This window comes from bacterium, assembly GCA_036382775.1.
Classification (GTDB): Bacteria; Hydrothermota; Tepidihabitantia; order SM23-42; family JAOAFX01; genus DASVHD01.
On record DASVHD010000007.1, the window covers coordinates 26,162 to 47,074 of the forward strand.

Here is a 20,913-nt window from a genome sequence, read left to right on the forward strand (position 1 = left end):
GTTTGATAAACCGAAAAGATCAGTAATGCGCATTGCAGTTTTAGTCGCGGCATTATTGTGTTCTCTTTCTGCAAACAAGATCCTCATTCCCATGGACCTGACGCAGACCGACCATTTGAAAGCGTACGGCGTCGCATACCGCGCGCTGGAATCGGGGCAGAGTGTCGAATGGCTGCTGAACTATCGCAGCGGTTCTTTTCTCATGGACTACGATCCCAAGACCGAGGTCGATTGCGGTATCGCCGGGGTCAAATGGGAGATCGTACCGCCGGGGAACGTGCTGGATATCTACCGGACCATCGAAGACAACAACATGGAGACCGTCATACTGGAAAAAGCGCCGGAGATCGCGGTCTACATCCCTGATAATTTCGAACCATGGGATGACGCGGTCACCCTGGCGCTTGAATACGCCGGTATTCCCTACGACCATGTCTGGGACGAGGACGTACTGAAGGGGAAGCTCGATAAGTATGACTGGCTGCATCTGCACCACGAGGACTTCACCGGGCAGTACGGCAAATTCTACGGGACCTACCATAATGTGGAATGGTATGTGCAAGAGGTCAAGACGAACGAGGACATGGCAAAGAAATTGGGTTTTACAAAAGTGTCCGGCTTGAAACTGGCGGTCGCGCTGGCCATAAAGGATTATATCAGGAACGGCGGGTTCATTTTTTCCATGTGCTCGGCGTGCGACACCTACGATGTCGGGCTGGCCGCGCAGAATACCGATATTTGCCACAATGTCTTCGACGGCGATCCTTTCGATAATAACGCGAACGCGAAGCTTGACTACAAGCGGGGTCTGGCGTTCGAGAACTACCAGGTGATGCTCGATCCGCTGGTCTACGAGCACTCGAGCATCGACTGCCACTACGAAGCGCAGGCGCGGGGACCAAACACCTATATATCGCTGTTCGATTTCTCCGCGAAGTTCGACCCGGTCCCATGCATGCTGGTACAGGACCACACTGCCCTGGTCAAGGAATTCCTGGGTCAGTGCTCGGGGTTCCGCCGGACCACCGTGAAACAATCGGTCGTGATCCTCGCCGACGTGTCCGGGACCGAAGAGGTTAAATACCTCCACGGCAGCTACGAGAAGGGCACGTTCACGTATCTCGCGGGTCACGATCCCGAGGACTATCAGCATATGGTGAACGACCCGCCCACCGACCTGCGGAATTATAAGAATTCGCCTGGTTACCGCTTGATCCTGAATAACGTGCTGTTCCCTGCGGCACGGAAAAAGGAGTTGAAAACATAAACCGGTCAAGATTCCATGTCCCGCAGACCGAGATCGAAGATGACCTGGAGCTGGAATACCAGGAGGTTGTTCCGGCCGAGCTGGGGATCGAATGCCTTGATGGTGTTGATCTCCAGGCGATCAGCGCCAAGGTCAAGCTGACCAAGACCACGTTGGGCATCCTGGCCCGGTTTGACGTGCGCTTCACCGCGGGCATGGAATGCGTGCGATGTCTGGACCGGTTGCGCAAAGAGTTTCGCGGAAAACTGCACCTCGAATATGTCAAGGGGAGCGACCATTTTTCCAGGACCGAAAAAGTAGAATTGATGCCGGGTGAAATAGACTGTGTTTACTACGATGGTTTTTTCCTGGACGCAGGCGTTGGCATCAGGGAGACGATTATCTTTACCCTGCCTGTGGCGCCCGTTTGCCAGGACGGCTGCCTTGGTCTGTGCCCGGTATGCGGCAAGAACCTCAACAAGGGTCTGTGTCACTGCCGGAAAAACAAAAGTGAGATCTTCAAGGTGAAATAAGGCCATGCCGATCGTCCTGTTCTTTATCGTCAGTGCGCTGTCCTTTGACTCGATCCTGGAACAGCCCGAATTGTCAAACGCTTACTATGGTATTTATATCCGGCGTCTTGATAATGACAGGGTCCTGTATAGTTACAATAGCAATAAAGTTCTGATCCCGGCATCCAACATGAAGCTCGTCACGACCGCGGCGGCGCTGTCATTGCTGGGCAGGGATTTCCGGTTCAAGACGCGGCTGGGCTACCAGGGAAAGCTTAATGGCGCCGAACTCGACGGCGACCTGATGCTGATCGGCGGCGGGGATCCCACGCTCGGGCTTGATTGCCTGGACCGTTTTTTTTTGATCCTGAAGCAGTATGGCATAGCTTCGGTCAAGGGCAATGTCGTGGTGGTGGACAACTATTTCGTGGACGAACGTCTGCCGGTCGGCTGGTCCTGGCATTACCTGGACGCAAAATACGCCGCGGAGATATCGGCGCTGTCTATCAACAAAAATTGCGTTAACGTGATCATGCGGCCGACCAAGGTCGGCGAATTCGCGGACGTGACCTTTGAACCGCAGACAAACTACGTGAAGCTGGTCAGTCAGATGAGGACGAAAGAAGGCAATGACAGCATTATCATATACCGGAAACCGGAAGCCAATGTCATCTACGTCGACGGCGCGGTAAGTATCCGCCGGCAGCGCGACATTGACGTGTCAGTCAAAGACCCGGCGCTGTTTACCGGCGTATTGCTCAAGGAAAAGCTTACCGCCATGGGGATCGCGATACGCGGCTCGGTCATAAGGAACAACACCGTGGTCCTGGACAGCACGATCGTAATAATGCTGGACTCGGTGGTGTCGGCTTCGCTGGACACGATCGTGCAGGAGACCAACCAGGAAAGCGAGAATCTCTACGCGGAGATCCTCGTTAAGACCATGGGCGCCGAAAAAATGAAAACCGGGAGTTTTGTCGGCGGCATCTCGGCGGTCAAGAAATTCCTCACGAGCTGCAATATCGAAACGACTAAGGTTTCATTATGGGATGGTTCGGGGCTTTCCAAACATAACCTGATCGCGCCCGTTGATATCGCGCGCGTCCTTCAGCACATGTATCATGACAGCCTGTTCAATTGTTACTATCGATCGCTCGCTTCCCCGGGCAACGGCACGCTGGAGTACCGCTTTAACGGTTTCAAGGATTCGCTGCACGCCAAGACCGGCTCCATTCACGCGGTCTCATGCCTGAGCGGTTACCTGAGTGTGAATGGCATCGACTGCTGTTTTTCGCTGATGTTCAACAATTACACGTGCGGGCTCCAGAAGATCATGACCATTCAGGAGGGGATCATCAGTGCCCTGGCCGAGTACCTGAGGGCGCAGCCGTGAGCCTAAGCTTTACGTCGAGACGGACCGCGGTCGAAAGAAAGTATTTTGTCCGGAGAAAACACTACCGGCCTTTAAGGTTTGTCGGCGTCGGCATCATCGTAACGATCGCGGTCATCTACGTGCTGTACAGGTTCATGGTCCGGTAACCGGATATTATTGACTTTGATTTTTTTTATGTTATACTAAAACGCATGAAGACGATTTTAACTGCGGCCGTGATCACCATCTTTTCCGCCACCCTTTTGTCGGGCCAGATACCTACGCTCCTGATGCCGGGATTCCAGCCCTTTAACAGCGGTCCTTATCTGACCCCGACGTCTTCACCCACCACTTCAATGTGGGTTAACTGGAATACGGCGGTTCCCGAATCTTCTCGAGTGGCTTACGGATCATCGCAGCTTGAGGATACGGTCTGGCTGAGCGAGGTCACTACGTACCACCATGTGCGGCTGGCAGATCTCAGGCCAGGGCACTGGTACTACTATCGGATCATCCCGGACGGCGATATCCGGACTTTCCGCACTTTCCCCTTAGACCAGGATTCATTTGATTTCGTGATCTACGGAGATACGCGGAGCGATTCTGCAGCGCATCAGGCCGTGGTCGACCGCATCCTGGAATGCAGTCCGCGGTTCGTCATCAACACCGGGGACTTGGTGAAAAGCGGAGCCAGTACTCCGGACTGGGTGACTTTTTTCAACACGACCGATGAGCTGCTTGCCAGTACCGTTTACATGCCGGTTCCGGGTAACCATGAAAATCCGTACTGGCAGTACGACACGCTGTTCAGCCTGCCGGATGCCGAGTACTTCTATTCGGTGAATTTTGCCAATATCCATATGATATTTCTTGACACCCAGCATGAAATGAGGGGGGCTCAGGGAGACTGGCTGCGCAACGACCTGATCAAGGCTGACGACGACCCGCTTATCGATTGGATCTTCGTTATCTTCCATCGTCCGCCGTATTCAGCCGGCAGCCACGGCAGCCAGAAAGACGTCAGGGATGCCTGGTGCTCGTTGTTCGAAAAGTACGGCGTCGACATGGTTTTTTCGGGGCATGACCATCACTACGAACGGATGACGCCTATCAACAACGTCATTTACATGATCATTGGCGGCGGTGGCGCGCCATTGTATGAGGTGGGCCGGAGCGAGTGGACGGCGTTCGCCCAGAGCATCCACCACCTGTGCCGGATAAAGATAATGCGCAATAAACTTGCCCTTGAAACGATCACTGCCGAGGGCCAGATCATCGATTCGTTACGTCTGGAAAAATAGCCGCATGCCGCCGGTCTTTGACCTGCATTGCGACACCCCTTTAAAGATCCACGAGCATAAATCTGGCCACGTGAACACGGCGACGCTGAAAAATAACGGCTATTGCGGGGCCGTGTTTGCGCATTTCGTCGAGCCCGGATCAAAGCAGCCTTTTGTCGACGCTGTGAAACTGTTGACCTCGACGCTGGAGTACCTCAATGGTCTGCCCGACGTTTTCCTGATGAGGAATTACGGGGATTTTGAGGCTTCCCGTCTTAATATTCTCCTGGGTGTTGAAGGCGGCCATATTTTTGACCGGAATTCAAAACAGGTCGAAATTCTGTTTGAGATGGGCGCTCGCGTTTTCACCATCACGTGGAACAATTCCAACCGCCTGGCGCATTCGGCGCTCGAGAGCGACAACAAGGGCCTGACCGCGCGCGGCAGGGACCTGTTGAAAGTACTGGCGTCATTGGATGCGATCATTGACGTTTCCCACGCTTCGACCAGGACAGTGCAGGATATATGCGAGCGTTACGAAGGCAAAGTGATCGCCAGCCATTCCTGTCTCCGGGTATTCAATCCCTTTTTTTTAAGAAATATCGATGATCAGGCAGTGCGCTCGATCGCGGACCGGAGGGGTGTTGTGGGCATTAACATTTCCCGCTATCACCTGGGAACCGGGACGCCACTTGAGCACATCGATTATTTAAAGACGAACTTTGGCGAGCACGTACCGGCTTTTGGCAGCGATTTTGACGGCATCGATGACGCCGTGCTCGCCGACCCGGCAGAAGTACAATCCATCGCCTCGGAGGCGAAAAACAAAGGCTATAACGATCGCGTCATTGAAGGTTTTTTCAGCAGCAACTTTCTTCGGTTATTAAAAAAAGTGTAATTTTCTAAGGGATCACATCGGTATACCGCGTTATGAACGCGGAACGGTCGTAAAGGTCCTGCAAAGAAATTTTGCGCGCTGCCATCGCGGCTTTGATCCGTGGTAAGTATTTCTTTACCGTTCCGACATGCAGGCGCATGACCCGGCAGTACTGCCGGGTCCGCGCCAGGCCGCCATAGATCGCCTGGACCGGGCAGCGGCCGCCGCAATAAAAGTACACACCGCATTTGCTGCACCCGAGGTCATTCGTGTATTCGGTAAGAGCCAAGAGGTCGCGGCGCTTGAAAACGTTGGTTTCATCATTGATATCGCCAAGTCCGGTTTCCGGGGGAAAGTCAACGCACATCCTCACGGTGCCGTCGACAAGGTCAAAATTGCGGCCCAGTTCCACGCCGCAGCAAGTGTGTCCGCGTTCCTTGCCGGTCAGCAGATAAAGCGTCAGTTCGTTGATGTGGGCGATCGGCAGGATGATGCCGGTTTCAAGCTTGCCAGCGAAGGCGTCCATTATACCGGTAAGATCTTCTTTGTACTGCAGGCAGTACTGATCGATATCATTAAAGGGTTCCCTGATCTCGACCCAATGCCAGAACCAGTGGTCGACCAGGCTCTTTTCATGCAGTCTCATGAATTCATCAAAGCAGCGGCCAAGCGACTGGCCCTCGCGCAGGGTCGACCACATGAGCACGTGACCCTTGTAGGATGCTCCGTTGCGCAGCGCATTAAGGTTCTCGGTCATGCGCCGCAGATCGGTGCCGGGTCTCACGCGGTTATGCTGCGCGGCGTCGCCATCTATGGAAATGGACATCAGCCAGGTCTTCAAGATCAGGTCGGGATATCGGCGCAGGGTTTGTTCAATGAACTCGCCATTGGTATAGATCATATAACGCAGGCGGTTTTTTATCGAAGAGGAGTCGAGCCGGACCCGGATCTTTTCCATTTTGTCCGGCGCAAGCAGGGGTTCTCCGCCGTAAAAACAGACCGTGACCATGCGTTCTGGAGAACGCAAGGCCAGGTTTTGTATCATCGCGGTATCGCGTTCGGGATCAGCTTCCTGGAATGTTGTGATCGAGTCCCGCGGCTGGCCCGGCGCGTGAGTATTGGTTATCGTGCTGTTGATACAGCCCTCGCACCGGGCGTTGCAGCGACCCGTTATCGTCACGTGGATCAAAATGCTGTCATCTTCGACAAAATGGATTTTTTGTGTCTGTTGTTCTTTATGCTTATTCATATCCTCTTTTTTAGCAATATCACATGGATTCAAAATTGTATTTTTTGTCGCCGTAATCTTTGTTCTATATCTCTGTAATCAAGCCCTCACCTATATCCTCTCCCTTTAAGGGAGAGGATATGGCTGGGGTGAGGGGAAATGGAGGTGAGCGGAGTCGAACCGCTGACCTATGAGTTGCAAACCCATTGCTCTCCCAGCTGAGCTACACCCCCAAAGAGGGGCAGAGCCCCCCTTTTATCCATTCGGTTTTTAGACAATCCAAAAACCTCATGGATACCTTTAATCCCCCCGCGTTCTGTCTCACTCATTTAGCATTAAATATTTTACCTGCGCTGTCAGGACCGGCAGGCTGTGCTTGATTAAAATTTCGCGAAATTTAAGTCCAGGCCGAACGAGTTAACAAAGGTCAGCTCTTTATCGAACAGCCGGTCTTTGTTAATGTGAAAATCAAGGTTGAATTCCCGTACGCGGAAGCATATGCCCGGTTCGACAGCTATTCCTGCAGGAACAAAACCATCGTCCATTGTGAACAATTCCCTGCAGCCCAGGCGCAGCAATATAAGACGGCTCAAGGGAAGTTCCAGACCAGCGTAGATGCCGGTCGTATCGCTGATATTGCCGATCGTGTAGAAAGAATAATCGCCGGCGAGGTAGATGAATCCCTCGTTGAGGATGAGCCTCTGGATCATCAGCCCTCCGCGATGGTTCTGGTATTCCATTGGTTCGCTGTAATTACCGTAAGTGTAGCGGGGAATGATGACAAAATCGAGTTTGCGTTTTAGGCACCGTGCATTGATAGTGAAGTATTTCGCGTCTACCGCGTCGGACATGAAGAACGAGACATCGCCACGCGACTCAAAATGGGCACGGCCAATACCAAAACCGTATGCCGTGTGGTCCTTGACCGGCGACATGTACAGGCCAATGTCGAAGCGTTTCACGGTCACACCATAGCCGATGTTGAGATCGCCGTTGTTCCAGACCGCCAGACCGCCGATTTCGGTCTTGGGCGAGATGATCAGTCCGAAATCATCCAGACCAGTGAAAATATCGCCGTATAGGCAGTTCTGATACAGCGGTATATGCTGCGGAAAAATGGAGATATTCACCGGATCGTCGATGTAATCTCCAGCCATGAGCGTGTTCATGCGCGTCTGATCAGCCCAGCATAGACATAAAATTCCTGCGAAAACTATCAATATTTTTTTCATACGGAATTATACATATGGGGGGCTAAATGTCAACACAAAACCATAAACATTGTCATTCCGTGCTAGATACGGAATCCAGTGTACTTTTAGATCTGATTGGATTCCTGCTGGAGTTTATCCCGTACTCCGATACGGGGCAGGAATGACAGCAAAGGCTTAACAAGATACGATTAAGATTGTGTATTATCGGAACAGCGGACCCGGGCTCTTTTTTATGCCGAAATGCTCGTAGGCGAGCGCGGTCGCTTCCCGGCCGCGCGGTGTCCTCTTGATGAATCCTTCCATTATCAGGAACGGCTCGAAAACCTCTTCGATGGTCTGGGCGTCCTCGCCCACCGCGACCGCCAGGTTGTTGACGCCTACCGGACCGCCCTGAAATTTTTCAATTATTGTCTTGATGATTTTCTTATCCATGTCATCAAGGCCCCGCGTGTCGACTTCCAGTTTTTTCAGGGCGTAATCACAGATCTCAACGTCGATCATTTCCTTGCCCTTGACCTGGGCGAAATCTCGTACCCTTCTGAGCAGGCGGTTGGCGATCCTGGGCGTGCCGCGCGCGCGTCTTGCCAGCTCCATCGCCGCCGGATTATCGATCTTGATATCGAGGATCTTTGCCGAACGCTTGATAATATAGTTAAGGTCCTCGGCCGGGTAGTAGTCCAGCCGGAAATTTATGCCAAAGCGCGAACGCAGGGCCGATGAGAGCAGACCTGACCTGGTCGTCGCGCCGATCATCGTAAAATGTTCGAGCTTAAGCCGGATGACCTGCGCGCCCATGCCCTTGTCCTGCATAACGTCCAGGCAGAAGTCTTCCAGGGCCGGGTACAGGTATTCCTCGACGGCGCGGTTGATCCGATGCACTTCATCAATGAACAGGACGTCCCCGCGCTTCAAATTACTGACAATGCCGGCAAGGTCGAACGGACGCTCCATTATCGGCCCGGAGGTGGGGTAGATGTTCACGTCCATCTCCTCGGCGATGATGTGAGCGAGCGTTGTTTTGCCGAGACCGGGTGGGCCGAATAGCAGGGTATGTTCGAGCGGTTCTTTTCTTTTCTTCGCGGCCTGGATGAATACCTTCAGGTTTTCCACGGTGTTTTTCTGACCAACGAAATCAGTCAGTTTTTTAGGCCTTAAGGTTAGCTCATAGATCTCTTCACCGGCGAGGAGTCCGCCCGTGGTTGTGCGTTCACCGTCGATTGTCATGGTTTATCTCTCATTGCGCGGGCTTATTTCTTAATGCCAGCTTGATCATTTCTTCCACGGACAGGTTCTGGCTGTCGGGGAGCTGACGCAGGCGGTTTATCGCCTCGACCCGGGTCAATCCCAGGCCGACCAGGGCGCTCACGGCCTGGCTAAAGGTCGATGCTTCTTTGGTGAATTCCAGTTTACCCTTGAGTTCCAGCACGATCTTGCTTGCCAGTTTTTGCCCGATCTTGGGGACCGAAGCCAGGAGACTTATGTTCTCTTCTTCGATCGCGCGGGCTATCTCCTGGGGTTTAAAATTGGAAAGAAGGGTAAGCGCGGATTTGGGGCCGATCCCCGGTACCGAGATCAATTGCTCGAAAGTCCCTTTGTCTTCTTTGGCAATGAAGCCGTAGATGAACGCCTCCTCTTCCTTGATGATATATTTAGTAAAAAGCGTTATTTCCTGACCGGCTACCAGTTCTTTGAACGAGGATGTCGGCATGTACACCTGATAGCCCACGCCATGGATATCGAGGATGAGCGAGGGGGGTGTAAGTTCGATGATTTTTCCGGAGAGACGTCCGATCACAATGCTTCGCCTTGCTTAGTAATGATTGCAGAGATAATAAAGAAAGATCATAGTGATACTGGTTTGCATGATGACTTCTTTGAGCCCGTATAGGCGATGGCGATGGCGTCGATCGCATGGTTTGAGGTCTTTGTCTTGGGCCGGCGCATGATCCGTTCAATGAAGAACCTTACCTGCCCTTTTGATGCCCGGCCATTCCCGGTCGTGGTTAGTTTGATCTGGGTGGGCGTGTATTCATAAAGATCGATATTATTGCTTTTCAGCATGAAAATAAGGGCGCCTCTGAGTTCTGAAACGCGCATTAAACTCGATACGTTCTTTTCGTAAAAGGCTTTCTCCAGCACGGCAAATGACACCTTGTTGCGCTCGATCGCCCGCTGGATCCCATTACATATCTCGAATATCTTTTCATTGCTGTCTTTGAGATGGGGACGGATGGTGCCGGTTTCGATCACGTTATTGTTTTCTATGACACTGTAGCCGGTTGCGGTGAGTCCGGGATCGATCCCAAGAACCTTCATCAACTCACTTTGTGAGTTCGATTACGGTGATGAAAGGATTGATTACAGTGATTAAGACGTGCACAGGTCTGGCTATGTGCCCTGGCTGGTTATTTTTTCCATGACCGCGTCAGGGATGTCAAAGTTCCCGTAGACGTGCTGGACATCGTCTAATTCATCCAGCGCCTCAAAGAGTTTAAGGATCTTTTCCGCGTCCTTGTCTGATACTGGTACATAGTTTTGGGGTATTTTTGACAATTCGCTGCTGACGATGTCGATCTTGTTGCTCTTAAGCAGTTCTTTTACCTTGTTGAAGGTCTCGGGAGGGGTGATGATCTGGTAAGTGTCTTCCTCGGTCTTTACGTCTGCCGCGCCACCGTCGAGCGCCAGGCTGATCACCGTGTCTTCGTTATATTTCTTGGCGTCCACCTGAATAATACCCTTGGCATGGAACTGCCACGCGACCGATCCCTGGCTGCCCAGGGTTCCGTTGTGACGCGAAAGGATGTGCTTTATTTCCGAGGTCGTGCGGTTGCGGTTGTCGGTCACCACCTCGATGAGGATGGCTACTCCGTTGGGCCCATAGCCCTCATAGGTCACTTCTTCAAGGGTCAGACCGTCATCCAGCGCGCCGATCCCGCGCTTGATCGCGCGGTCCACGTTTTCATTGGGCATGTTGGCTGCCTTTGCTTCGTCGATCGCGGTCCGCAGGCGCGGATTAGCATCGGGATCACCGCCCCCATGCCGCGCTATGATCGTGATTTCCCTGATCAATTTCGTGAAGATCCGGCCGCGGGCAGCGTCCGTGCCCATTTTTTTTCGTTTAATTTTCGCCCATTTAGAATGTCCTGACATAAATCACTCCTTTATTTAGTTCAAAACTCAATAGTTTAATTCAATAGTTGCTAAAACTGTCCTTATTATTGTAACCATAAATACGCATATGTCAAGTCTTAATGGCTTCTATCTGACTTTAACGACTTTGCCTGTTATCACTCCGTCGATCTCGATGAAATAGACGCCGGGTTTTAGCATATTGGGCATAACTGCCCGGCCAGTGATGTCAAAGACCCGATAGGTCTTGCCTGCCGGTAAGCGAAGAGGACTACAAAAAATTGCAGTTTTTAAATTTAACGAAATATATGGACATATTTTTTTGTCTTCCAAGATATTTTGTTCAAGACCGGTTCTAACAAGGTAAAAATCCGCACCACCAGAGCCAAAAGACCCCGTCCAGCCGGCAATATAATAGCTACCGTCATCAGTTTGTTCGGCAGACCAACCGCAATCCTGGCCATTCCCACCATACCGAGTAGACCATTGCATGTCACCCATTGAATCGGTTTTTACAAGATACACATCTGCTGTTGGATTAGATGATCCAGTCGTGCCGGCAAGAATATATCCTCCGTCGGTTGTCTTCTGCACTGAATAAACAACGGAATAAACATCATCGCCATAATATTTCGTCCATACAGTATCCCCAGTGGTTGTCATTTTCAAAAGATAGGCATTCTGAACATCCGGTCCAAAAGAATAGGTCCATCCAGCGATCATGTAACTACCGTCATTGGCTTCTATAACTGAACATCCCTTGTCCATACTGGTCCCTCCCCATAAAAATGACCATAAACTATCACCGGACGGATCAATTTTTATTATATAGGCGTCATAGTTGCCCGCACCGAATGATTGAGTCCAACCTGCAATCAAAAATCCGCCATCAATTGTTTGGGTTACTGTATATCCATTCTCGTTCAATGGACCACCAAACGTCTTTGTCCATAGTGCATCACCATTTTTATCCGTTCTTATCAAGTATATATCAAAACTATCAGCTCCATAAGAGTTGGTAGTTCCAGTAAGGATAAATCCTGAATCCGACGTTTGATAAAGACCTCGGCACATATCATATCCAGAACCACCGATCGTCTTTGTCCATTGTGTGTCACCCTGAGCATCAGTTTTGATAAGCCAGACATCGTAATCCGTACCGAAAGACAAGGTGCGTCCGCCGGCAACATAACCGCCATCGAATGTTTGTATTACAGCAAGGCATTCATCAACATCTGTGCCACCAAAGGTTCTTGTCCAAACTGTATCACCAAGTAAATCGGTTTTAACAAGATAGAAATCATGGCCACCAGCTCCGTATGAATCGGTCCAGCCAGCCAGAATAAAACCATGATCGGCAGTATATTGAGCTGACCAGCATGAATCCTGACCTGCGCCGCCATACGTTCTTGTCCACAGCGTATCCGGCGCCTGGGCGAATAATATAGTCGCTATTAACAATATCACTGTCATTTATTGTTTATACTTCAGTGTTTCAATAAATTTGATTATATAACTACGGATCGATTCGACGTCGGTTCCCAACGGCGTCAAACCATAACAGTTGATCCAATGTTTATATGCTAATAACCGTTTTCCTCGTTTTTCTAGACAATATGCTAATAAACCGTTGGCCATTCCTGATGTAGTTAAATAGCGTATTCCAGTTTGACTTAAGAGACTCTCCGCTATTGCCAGCGAATCTGTTCGAATCGCCAGCATCGCTTTGTAAACTGCTTTTACAAAGCCTGTAGTATCAAAACTACAGGCACGCCTGATATCAGTTAATCCCGACGTATCGCCGGCTGCAATTTTGAAAACACCACAATTAAATATATTTACGCCATCTGTCTGATTTTTGGCAACGAGATCGTCGGCTGCTTGTAAGGCACTACTTGACCTGCTCATACGATAATAAGCTACAGCTTTATTATTTAACAATGCCAAGTCGTCATGCTTATTGTAGTAATCGATAATAGCTTGAATGTATTGTTTAAGGGTCTCATCTGCACTCGCAGAATCTCCACTATTCAAATATAGCATGGCGATCATCAACCGGGAGTTATATCTTACATCTATAGTTTTTTGATAATATTTTATCGCGTTTTTATAATCACCTGCCAATGCATAGATCATGCCGAATCCTGTAGAAGTATATATGTCGTTGATTTTGCAGTATTTTTCATAGGTTGTTATTAATTCTTCACTATTGTCAAGAATGGCGTAGAGATCGATAATCCATTCGTAAAGGCGGATTTTATCTGGGCAATCATTTATTAATTCTTCGAATTTATATTTAGCGATCTCGAAGCTATCCATACAATAGTATAGAAATGCGATTTTGTATTTTATCGCATTGTCATTGCCCTTCAATTCTAAAGCACGGTTGAATGCCTGTAATGCATCAGTATAATTGCTGATCGCAGTGTAACCAACTCCTAGATCGAAATATAATTTCCATTCATTGGACTTCTTTTCAATCTCTAGTTTCAATGAATCTATAGCTTTTTCCAGTACGTAAGATGATAGTGTAGAGACCTTAGACTGATGAAGGGTATCTTTAGGTGCGTCGGAATCGTCTAGTTTGAACTTCACCGGCGCGCCTATCCACACCCTAACCGGTTTGCCATTCTGTTTCGCCGGGTAAAATTTCCATTGGCGAACCAATTCGATTGCAGTAGAATCGAGTTTAGGATAACCGCTGGATTTTGTAATTTTAATATCCAATACAGAACCATCGAGATCAATAAGTGCTTTTATGAAGCACTCGCCTTCCTTGATTGGCTCCCCCTGTTCATCGAGGAGGGTGGGTGGATGTGAGTCGCTCATTACAGGAGGTGTGTTTGAATCAAGATCAACAGGTTTCGGACTTGGCAGCTCGATTTGATTATATTTTTCTTTTAGCTCAATTGAATCCGATGGTAATCGGATCGCCGGTTCAAGCTGGTTTAGTTTTTCCTCCAACCTGACTGAATCTACAGGCTGTGAAGTAGTATCATTAACAGAATTTTCTTGTGCGAACACGATTGATATGGCGAAAAATAATATAAAACACGGTTTCATAATTATACCCTCGATTACCTAATCAAATGATAAGCAGATATAGGAATAAGTCAAGTCAGAAAATCGTACAAAACCAGACAGTCTGAAAATGTGCATAAACAGGAAAAAGCCGAGATTGTTTCCCCTCGTTCCTCGGGACACCAGCATTTTTTTTCATAAGGTTGCGCACAAAGATCGCTCGCAATGACGGAGTCATATCTTCTGTCACTCCTGAGAAATCAGGAGCCCAAGATTTGGGTATCTGGATTCCCGCATTCGCGGGAATGACAAAAGGGGCGGGAATGACAGAAAGGAACTGTAAGGATGAGATTGCTTCGTCTCCCGTTTTTTATTGTAGAAAACCAAGGACGCGGGATTCCTCGCAATGACAAAAGGGAAGAGTGCTTGCAATGACCGGCAAGGTGGTTCTCGACTCAGTCTGCTCGCTCGAACAATAGATTGAAACCATACAAAACAAGACAGTCTGGAAGTGTATGGTTTATTACTGTTTGTCTACGAACAGGTCGGACTGGGAGAGTTTGGTTTTTTTGAGTTTACGGACGCTGAAGATCTCGCCTTCTTCAAAATCGCGCAGGACTTCTTTGGCTCGGTTGATGACCGACTGGGGGAGACCGGCGAGCCGCGCGACCTGGATGCCGTACGAGCGGTCGCTGGGTCCGGGCGCGAGCTTGCGCAGGAAAATTATCTCGTCGCCCCATTCCTTGACCAGGCAGTTGTAGTTTTTCACGTGGGGCAGGAAATCCTCGATGCGCACCAGCTCGTGAAAATGAGTGGCGAACAGGGTTCTGGGTTTTTTATTCGCGTGGAGCTCCTCGACCACTGCCCAGGCGAGCGCCAGCCCGTCATAGGTCGATGTGCCGCGCCCTACTTCATCGAGGATGACCAGGCTCTGGTTGGAGATATTGTGGAGGATATTTGCGGTCTCCATCATCTCCGCCAAAAACGTGCTGACCCCGCGCGAGATGTCATCGCTGGCGCCGATCCGGGTAAAGATCTTGTCCACGATGCCGATCAATGCGCTTTTTGCCGGGACAAAACTTCCGGCCTGCGCCATGATCGCGATCAGGGCGACCTGGCGCAAATACGTCGATTTACCGGCCATGTTGGGTCCCGTAATGATCAGGATCTGATCCCGGCCGCGGTCCACGTACGTGTCATTGGGTATGAACGAGCCCTTTTCCAGGATCTTCTCGACGACCGGGTGCCGCCCGTCCGTGATCACGATCTTATCGTCTTCGTTTATCACGGGTCTTACATAATTATTGACCGACGCGTTCTCGGCAAAGCACTGGAGCAGGTCCAAAAGCGCGATCGCCCTGGTCGTTTTCAATATCGCTTCACCGCGCTGAGCCACCTGGTCGCGTAGTTTGGTGAAGATCTCGTACTCCAGAGTTTTGATCTTTTCCTCGGCGTGCAGGATCTTTTCTTCGAATTCTTTGAGCTCGGGAGTGTAGAAACGCTCGGCATTCGCGAGCGTCTGCTTGCGGATGTAATGCTGGGGTACGGAATCGAGATTTGTCTTGGTGATCTCTATGTAATAGCCGAACACCGAATTGTAAGCCACCTTGAGCGAACCGATGCCGGTTTTTTCCCGCTCTTCGTTCTGCAGTTTGACGAGCCAGTCCTTGCCGCCACGGGCGATCGACCGCAGTTCATCGAGTTCGCTCGAGCAGCCATCCTTTATCACGCCGGTATTATCCAGTGTTGCGGGCGGTTCGGGCACGATGGTGTTTTCGATCAGCTCGGTCACGTCCTTGAAATCCTCGATCGCCTTGTGGATCGAACTGACGATATTGGACGTGCCGGCTTCAAGCAAGCCCTTGATCACCGGGTACTGGCAGAGCGATTCTTTTAAAGCGACCATCTCCCTGGGCTGTACGCGCTGGCATAGAAGCCGGGTCGTGATGCGCTCGACATCGCGCAGGTCCTTGAAAAGCTGTCGCAGTTCGCTCCTTAAAAATTCTTTGTTTTTAAGTTCCTCAACGCCGTCAAGGCGCTCGTTGATTTTGTCCGGCAGGATCAAGGGTGCCAGGAGGTCGCTTCTCAGCAGCCGCTTGCCGAACGGTGTCAGGCAGCTATCCATTGCCCAGTACAGGGTCTTCGTCTCTTCACCGTGCGCGTTCTCGATCAGTTCCAGGTTCCGGCGCGTAGTGCTGTCCACATACAAAGAATCAAAAGCGTTGAAAACCGAGATGCGAGTGATCTGCGGCAGGGTCGATTTCTGATTTTCCTGCAAATAATAGAGCATGGCGCCGGCAGTGCTGATCCCGAGTTTCAAGTTCTCGATCCCGAACCCGTCGAGGGTCACGACATTGAACTGCTGGATCAGTTTCTGGTACGCGATGTCGGTGATGAAATGATAGCCGTCGAGCAGGGTGAGGGGGATGCTTGTTTTCACAACGATCCCTTCCGGAACGATCAGCTCCTTGACCTCTTTGCGCGCCAGGATCTCGTTAAGCTGATCCGCATCGATCTCGCCGCAGGAAAAATCGCCGCTGGTTATGTCGCAGAAGGCGATGCCGCAGCGTTTCTCATCGGGCAGGCAGCAGGCGAGCACGAGCGGCTTGCTGTCATCAAGGAGGGAAGGCCGGAGGATCGTACCCGGGGTGATGACCTCGATGACGTCCCGTGCGACCAGTTTTTTTGTCTTGTCCGGCGGTTCCAGTTGCTCGCAGATCGCCACTTTGAAACCGGCCTTCACCAGTCTGGCGATGTAGTTCTCGCTCGCCTTGATGGGAACGCCGGCAAGCGGTACTTTCACACCCTTGTGAATGGTCTTGGCGGTCAGGGTAATGCCCAGGTACGTGCTCGCGGTCTTCGCGTCATCGTAATAGAATTCGTAGAAATCGCCTACGCGGAATAAGAGGAGCGTATCTTTATGTTTATTTTTGATCTGCTGGTACTGCTCCAGCATTGGCGTAAGCTGCATAGCTATGCGATTTGGTTAAATGGTAATTGGTAACTGGTTAAATTCTCCTGCCATTTGACCATTTAACCTTTTAACCATTTAACTAATTATTGTTATTATATGGTATGTTCGGATAGGTGCGATCAGCTTAATTCTTACTGCCGTTGCGGGTTTAATACCCTTTAACGACATTTCCCTTTATGCCCTGGGATTCAAGCTTAGTCGAAAATGCCTTGGCTTCTTCTTTCGTGGTAAACCGCCCAACCCATACTCGATAATAGGTTATTCCTTTGATCACTGCTTCCACGACCTGGACTTCTGTTCCCTGGGCTTTGAGCGTCTCGGCGTATTTGCGCGCATTATCGATATTGCGGTAGGACCCGACCTGAACCGTATAGTAATCAGCGGTCACCAGGGGCTCCTGGCTGGCAATGATATTGCGGGCGCGCTCGCTCCATGCCGATTTTGGACAGCTGCTGATCAGCTCTTTGAGGGCTTTGGCACCCTGATCGTTCTGACCGACCGCGATGTATGAAACACCAAGCCAGAACAGGTATTCATCCTTGATCTTGGTGTCGGGGTAATTCTTGATCAGGCCCTGTAAGGACAGGATCGCGTTGTTATAAGCTTCCCGTCCGATATTGATCTTGGCTATCTCCAGACATGCGATGTCCGCGTATCTGGACTGGGGATAATCGGACACGACCTTCCCATAATAAAAGGCCTGCGAGTCCGGGTTGATCGAGAGCCGCGCCACGTAATAATAGGCCTCGGCGATGCGCGCGTCGGTCCCGGCCCTTACGATGTCTTCAAAAATGACCCGCGACTTATCGAACTGCAAAGCGTTGAAAAGCTTTATCGCCTCGTCAATATCCTGCCCTGCTGCGGCCAGCGGGATAAGGGCGATTAAAGCGCAGGATACAATGATTCGAGCGAGTGGCAGCGTGGACATATGAAGGTGAACTTGCCGGCTTCCAAATGGCATACGTTGCAGAGGTATTTGGTGTCGGCTATGGATTTGTCGATGTCGGTAAGCTCCCTCTTCAACTGCTTGTCTTCGGCGGTGAGCTTGAGCAGGCGTAATTTTGGCTTTAAGCTGCGGGGATAGATATCTCCCAACTTGCGGAAAATATCCTTGGCTGCTTCGATCTCGTTCTTTTTTTCGTTGAGGTCGGCCAGCGCGAACCCCACGGTGAAGTTCCTGGGATTCTGGTTGAATATCCGTTCATATAGGGTGACGATCTCGTCGAATGAACCAAGGTCATAGAATACTTTTTCCAGGTTGTGCTGGACCAGGAAAGTAAAATCCGGATACCGGTGTACGAGCTTGAGACAGTAATCTTTTACTTTCTTTAAATCGCCGGTGGTTTTCATATATTCGGCCATATAGTATAACCCGGCAATGGAATCGGGGAAGATCTTCAGGGCTTTCTTGTACAGATTGGCGATCTCCTTCTCATCCACTGGCTCGTCACCAGGCGGTTCTTTTGCCCGGTTGTTTGCCATCGCCGCATAATAGAAAGCCCGGCGGCGTTCGTCCTTGAATTCCGGGCTGCCTTCTTCGTATGTTACGATGCAATCCGCGAAATTTCCCATGTCTTCCAAAATATTCAGCAGGATGGTCCTCGCCTGCCGGTCATTTTTATCGATCTTTAATAGTTCCTTTAAAAAAGAGGTCGCCTTGTTCGGGCGTTTGTCCGCTACATAGTCATCGACCAGGGCATAATAGACCTTTTTTTCTTCATCTTTCTTGAGCGTTGGTCTGACCGTGAGGGATTGGTGGATCTGGATCGCGCGCTGCGGGTTGCCTTTTTTACGATACAGGTTCCCGAGCTTGATGTACGCATCCACCAGGTTGGTATCGATATAGACCGCTTCCTTGAGCTTTTTCACGGCCAGGTCGTCGTTATTATCGAGCAGGGCAGCAAGCGCTTCAAGATACGGCTGATGGCTGAAGATCTTTTTCTTGCTGGGGTAAAAAAGCAGGTAGAGGATAAACGCAACCAGGGCAATGATGATTATTATCAGCGCGGTCATTTTTCTTCCTCGAAGGGCATGTTTCTGAGGGCGTCGAGCTCTTTCTTTATGTTCTCGTTCTCTTTTTTCACATTATGCAGGCTGTTGCGCAGCCGGATCTCATCGGCCAGGGCGAAAATAAGAATGAATACCATGCCGGCGATAAACGAATAAAAACAGACGAGGGCGACCGGTACGCCGGGAACTTTCTGCCCGAAAATATCGAGGTCCACATTGGTATTTGAATTAAGGACGACAAAACCGCTCATGAAACCGATGACCGCTATGACGAATATCAGTCCCAAAAAACGCATCCAACCTCCTTACCTTATTATATAATCATTATATTAACCAATCGGGGTTTGTCAATATCTATGGTTTGACCGAGGGGCGGATGAAACCCCAGGGCCGATCACCAGCCATGGTTTCTTCTTTATCATAATTTGTCAATGAGTATACGAATTACCCTTGGCGTGTCAAGCAGGCAGGCGGGATGGTGTAGATATTATTGACAATAAGCGTAATAATTTATATACTATCGTAACTTTATGCAGTGTTCTATAATTCAAAAGGCAGAAGCAGGATTATAATGAAAAAAGGCAAGATTCTGGTCGTCGACGATGAGGAAGCGGTACGCAGCTCGCTGGCTGATTGGCTCGCGGCCGAGGGGTATGAAGTGATGACGGCCGAGAACGGCGAGACCGCCTGGTCCATTGCTACCGATCATGAAATAGACCTTGCTCTGGTTGATCTGAAAATGCCCCGCGTGAACGGCATCGATGTCTTGCGTAAGCTAATAAAAATTAAACCCGGGCTACCGGTCGTGATCATAACGGCTTTCGCGTCGGTTGACAGCGCGGTGCTGGCAATGAAAGAAGGCGCGGTTGATTATGTCGTAAAGCCGTTCAACCCCGATGAGATCAGCATAATCATTGAACGGTTGACCGAGCACCAGCGCCTGGTTAAGGAAAATACCATGCTCAGGCGCGAACTCACCAGACGTTACAGGGTTCGCGATCTGATCGGAAAAAGCCCGAAGATGGCAGCGGTCTTTGAAATGATAAAGACCGTAGCGCCGACTAAATCCACCGTATTCATACGCGGCGAAAGCGGCACCGGAAAAGAACTGGTGGCGCGTGCGATCCACGGGCTCAGTTTAAGGAATAATGAATCATTCATCGCTGCCGCCTGCGGAGCCATACCGGAAACCCTGCTCGAAGCCGAGCTATTCGGTTATGAAAAAGGCGCTTTCACCGGCGCTACAACACAGCACATGGGTAGGATAGAAATGGCGGATAAAGGCACGATCTTCCTGGACGAGATCGGGGATATAAGTCCCAAAACACAAGTGGACCTCTTAAGGTTCTTACAGGAAAGGGAGTTCAGAAGGATCGGGGGAAAAGAGCTGATAAAGGTCGATATCCGCATTATCGCGGCCACCAATAAAAACATCGAAGAAATGATCGCGAACCGGCAATTTCGGGAAGATCTTTACTACCGTCTAAACGTGATAACTATAACCATCCCTCCTCTACGGGAACGCAAGGAAGATATACCGATCCTGATCGAACATTTTTTCACAAAGTACTCGGTGGAGACGAACAAACCAGGTCTGCGCGTATCAGAAGATGCCATGAAAGTATTGATGGAGTATCACTGGCCGGGCAATGTCCGTGAACTGGAAAACACGATCGAACACGCGATCGTAGTCACAAGCAGCACAGAGATAACAGTGAATGATCTGCCCGCGCAAGTAGCTCAGATAATCAGATCCGCTGCTCCGACTGTTCAGGTGCCATCAGGTCAGTCCCTGAACGACATTGAAAAAGCATATATTAGCAATGTATTAAATTCGAACAATTGGAATATAAAAAGATCTGCGGAGATCCTTGGTATAAATCGAGTGACGCTTTATAATAAAATTAAGTTGTATCAATTAAAAAAAACAGCTGAGTAATATTATTTTGTTCGTGTTGAATAATTATACATAGTTTAAAATTTCAACACAAAAAGTGTTGAAAAAACATACTTTTACAATGTTGTTTAAAAAATTTACATTGAAAATATT

Annotated in this window: 19 protein-coding genes and 1 tRNA gene; 6 read left to right on the forward strand and 14 right to left on the reverse strand. The window is 49.9% G+C overall.

Annotated elements, in window-relative coordinates; translation table 11 throughout:
• Positions 1-25: 25 nt before the first annotated feature.
• Positions 26-1,267: an asparagine synthetase B gene (locus VF399_01400; GenBank protein ID HEX7318995.1), complete on the forward strand. Its 1,242-nt coding sequence runs from the start codon at positions 26-28 to the stop codon at positions 1,265-1,267.
• A gap of 5 nt (positions 1,268-1,272) precedes the next feature.
• Here the strand turns inward: VF399_01400 and VF399_01405 are convergent, their stop codons facing one another.
• A complete protein-coding gene (locus VF399_01405; GenBank protein HEX7318996.1) occupies positions 1,273-1,785 on the reverse strand; it encodes a hypothetical protein in 513 nt (170 codons plus the stop codon).
• Here VF399_01405 and dacB point away from each other — a divergent pair.
• The 4 genes from dacB to VF399_01425 are packed head-to-tail and all read left to right on the forward strand — an operon-like array spanning position 1,784 to position 5,308.
• Positions 1,784-3,151 (forward strand): D-alanyl-D-alanine carboxypeptidase/D-alanyl-D-alanine-endopeptidase, encoded by a 1,368-nt coding sequence (dacB, locus tag VF399_01410; GenBank protein ID HEX7318997.1) that lies wholly within the window; start codon positions 1,784-1,786, stop codon positions 3,149-3,151. The genes VF399_01405 and dacB overlap by 2 nt on opposite strands.
• Positions 3,148-3,297 (forward strand): hypothetical protein, encoded by a 150-nt coding sequence (locus VF399_01415; GenBank protein ID HEX7318998.1) that lies wholly within the window; start codon positions 3,148-3,150, stop codon positions 3,295-3,297. Before dacB ends, VF399_01415 begins: the two co-directional genes overlap by 4 nt.
• 45 nt (positions 3,298-3,342) lie before the next feature.
• Positions 3,343-4,431, forward strand: a complete 1,089-nt coding sequence (locus VF399_01420; protein HEX7318999.1) for a metallophosphoesterase family protein — start codon at positions 3,343-3,345, stop codon at positions 4,429-4,431.
• A 4-nt stretch (positions 4,432-4,435) separates the two neighbouring features.
• Positions 4,436-5,308 carry a membrane dipeptidase gene (locus VF399_01425; GenBank protein HEX7319000.1) on the forward strand — a complete coding sequence of 291 codons (873 nt, stop codon included), beginning with the start codon at positions 4,436-4,438 and terminating at the stop codon, positions 5,306-5,308.
• A gap of 4 nt (positions 5,309-5,312) precedes the next feature.
• Here the strand turns inward: VF399_01425 and VF399_01430 are convergent, their stop codons facing one another.
• The 13 genes from VF399_01430 to VF399_01490 all read right to left on the reverse strand — a co-directional run bounded on the left by VF399_01430 (position 5,313) and on the right by VF399_01490 (position 19,159).
• Complete coding sequence (locus VF399_01430; GenBank protein ID HEX7319001.1) at positions 5,313-6,536, reverse strand: radical SAM protein; 1,224 nt, start codon at positions 6,534-6,536, stop codon at positions 5,313-5,315.
• Positions 6,537-6,675: 139 nt separating this feature from the next.
• Positions 6,676-6,748, reverse strand: a tRNA-Ala gene (locus tag VF399_01435).
• 147 nt (positions 6,749-6,895) lie between these two features.
• Positions 6,896-7,747, reverse strand: coding sequence for a hypothetical protein (locus VF399_01440; protein HEX7319002.1), 852 nt, complete (start codon positions 7,745-7,747; stop codon positions 6,896-6,898).
• Between the two features lie 183 nt (positions 7,748-7,930).
• A complete protein-coding gene (ruvB, locus tag VF399_01445) occupies positions 7,931-8,953 on the reverse strand; it encodes a Holliday junction branch migration DNA helicase RuvB (GenBank protein ID HEX7319003.1) in 1,023 nt (340 codons plus the stop codon).
• A 10-nt stretch (positions 8,954-8,963) separates the two neighbouring features.
• Positions 8,964-9,524 (reverse strand): Holliday junction branch migration protein RuvA, encoded by a 561-nt coding sequence (ruvA, locus tag VF399_01450; GenBank protein ID HEX7319004.1) that lies wholly within the window; start codon positions 9,522-9,524, stop codon positions 8,964-8,966.
• Positions 9,525-9,571: 47 nt separating this feature from the next.
• Complete coding sequence (locus VF399_01455; GenBank protein ID HEX7319005.1) at positions 9,572-10,045, reverse strand: crossover junction endodeoxyribonuclease RuvC; 474 nt, start codon at positions 10,043-10,045, stop codon at positions 9,572-9,574.
• A gap of 72 nt (positions 10,046-10,117) precedes the next feature.
• A complete protein-coding gene (locus tag VF399_01460; GenBank protein HEX7319006.1) occupies positions 10,118-10,879 on the reverse strand; it encodes a YebC/PmpR family DNA-binding transcriptional regulator in 762 nt (253 codons plus the stop codon).
• 108 nt (positions 10,880-10,987) lie between these two features.
• Positions 10,988-12,331: a hypothetical protein gene (locus tag VF399_01465; protein HEX7319007.1), complete on the reverse strand. Its 1,344-nt coding sequence runs from the start codon at positions 12,329-12,331 to the stop codon at positions 10,988-10,990.
• A complete protein-coding gene (locus VF399_01470) occupies positions 12,332-13,921 on the reverse strand; it encodes a TonB family protein (protein ID HEX7319008.1) in 1,590 nt (529 codons plus the stop codon).
• A gap of 481 nt (positions 13,922-14,402) precedes the next feature.
• Entirely contained in the window at positions 14,403-16,850 is a 2,448-nt protein-coding gene (gene mutS, locus VF399_01475; GenBank protein ID HEX7319009.1) for a DNA mismatch repair protein MutS, read from the reverse strand.
• A gap of 151 nt (positions 16,851-17,001) precedes the next feature.
• The gene (locus tag VF399_01480; GenBank protein ID HEX7319010.1) at positions 17,002-17,781 is read right to left on the reverse strand and encodes an SPOR domain-containing protein; all 780 of its coding nucleotides are present in this window, start codon (positions 17,779-17,781) and stop codon (positions 17,002-17,004) included.
• Positions 17,736-18,866 carry a tetratricopeptide repeat protein gene (locus VF399_01485; GenBank protein ID HEX7319011.1) on the reverse strand — a complete coding sequence of 377 codons (1,131 nt, stop codon included), beginning with the start codon at positions 18,864-18,866 and terminating at the stop codon, positions 17,736-17,738. The genes VF399_01480 and VF399_01485 overlap by 46 nt, the downstream gene beginning before the upstream one ends.
• The gene (locus VF399_01490) at positions 18,863-19,159 is read right to left on the reverse strand and encodes a lipopolysaccharide assembly protein LapA domain-containing protein (GenBank protein HEX7319012.1); all 297 of its coding nucleotides are present in this window, start codon (positions 19,157-19,159) and stop codon (positions 18,863-18,865) included. Before VF399_01490 ends, VF399_01485 begins: the two co-directional genes overlap by 4 nt.
• A gap of 275 nt (positions 19,160-19,434) precedes the next feature.
• Between VF399_01490 and VF399_01495 the strand changes: the two genes are divergently transcribed.
• Positions 19,435-20,802, forward strand: coding sequence for a sigma-54 dependent transcriptional regulator (locus VF399_01495; GenBank protein ID HEX7319013.1), 1,368 nt, complete (start codon positions 19,435-19,437; stop codon positions 20,800-20,802).
• Positions 20,803-20,913 lie beyond the last annotated feature (111 nt).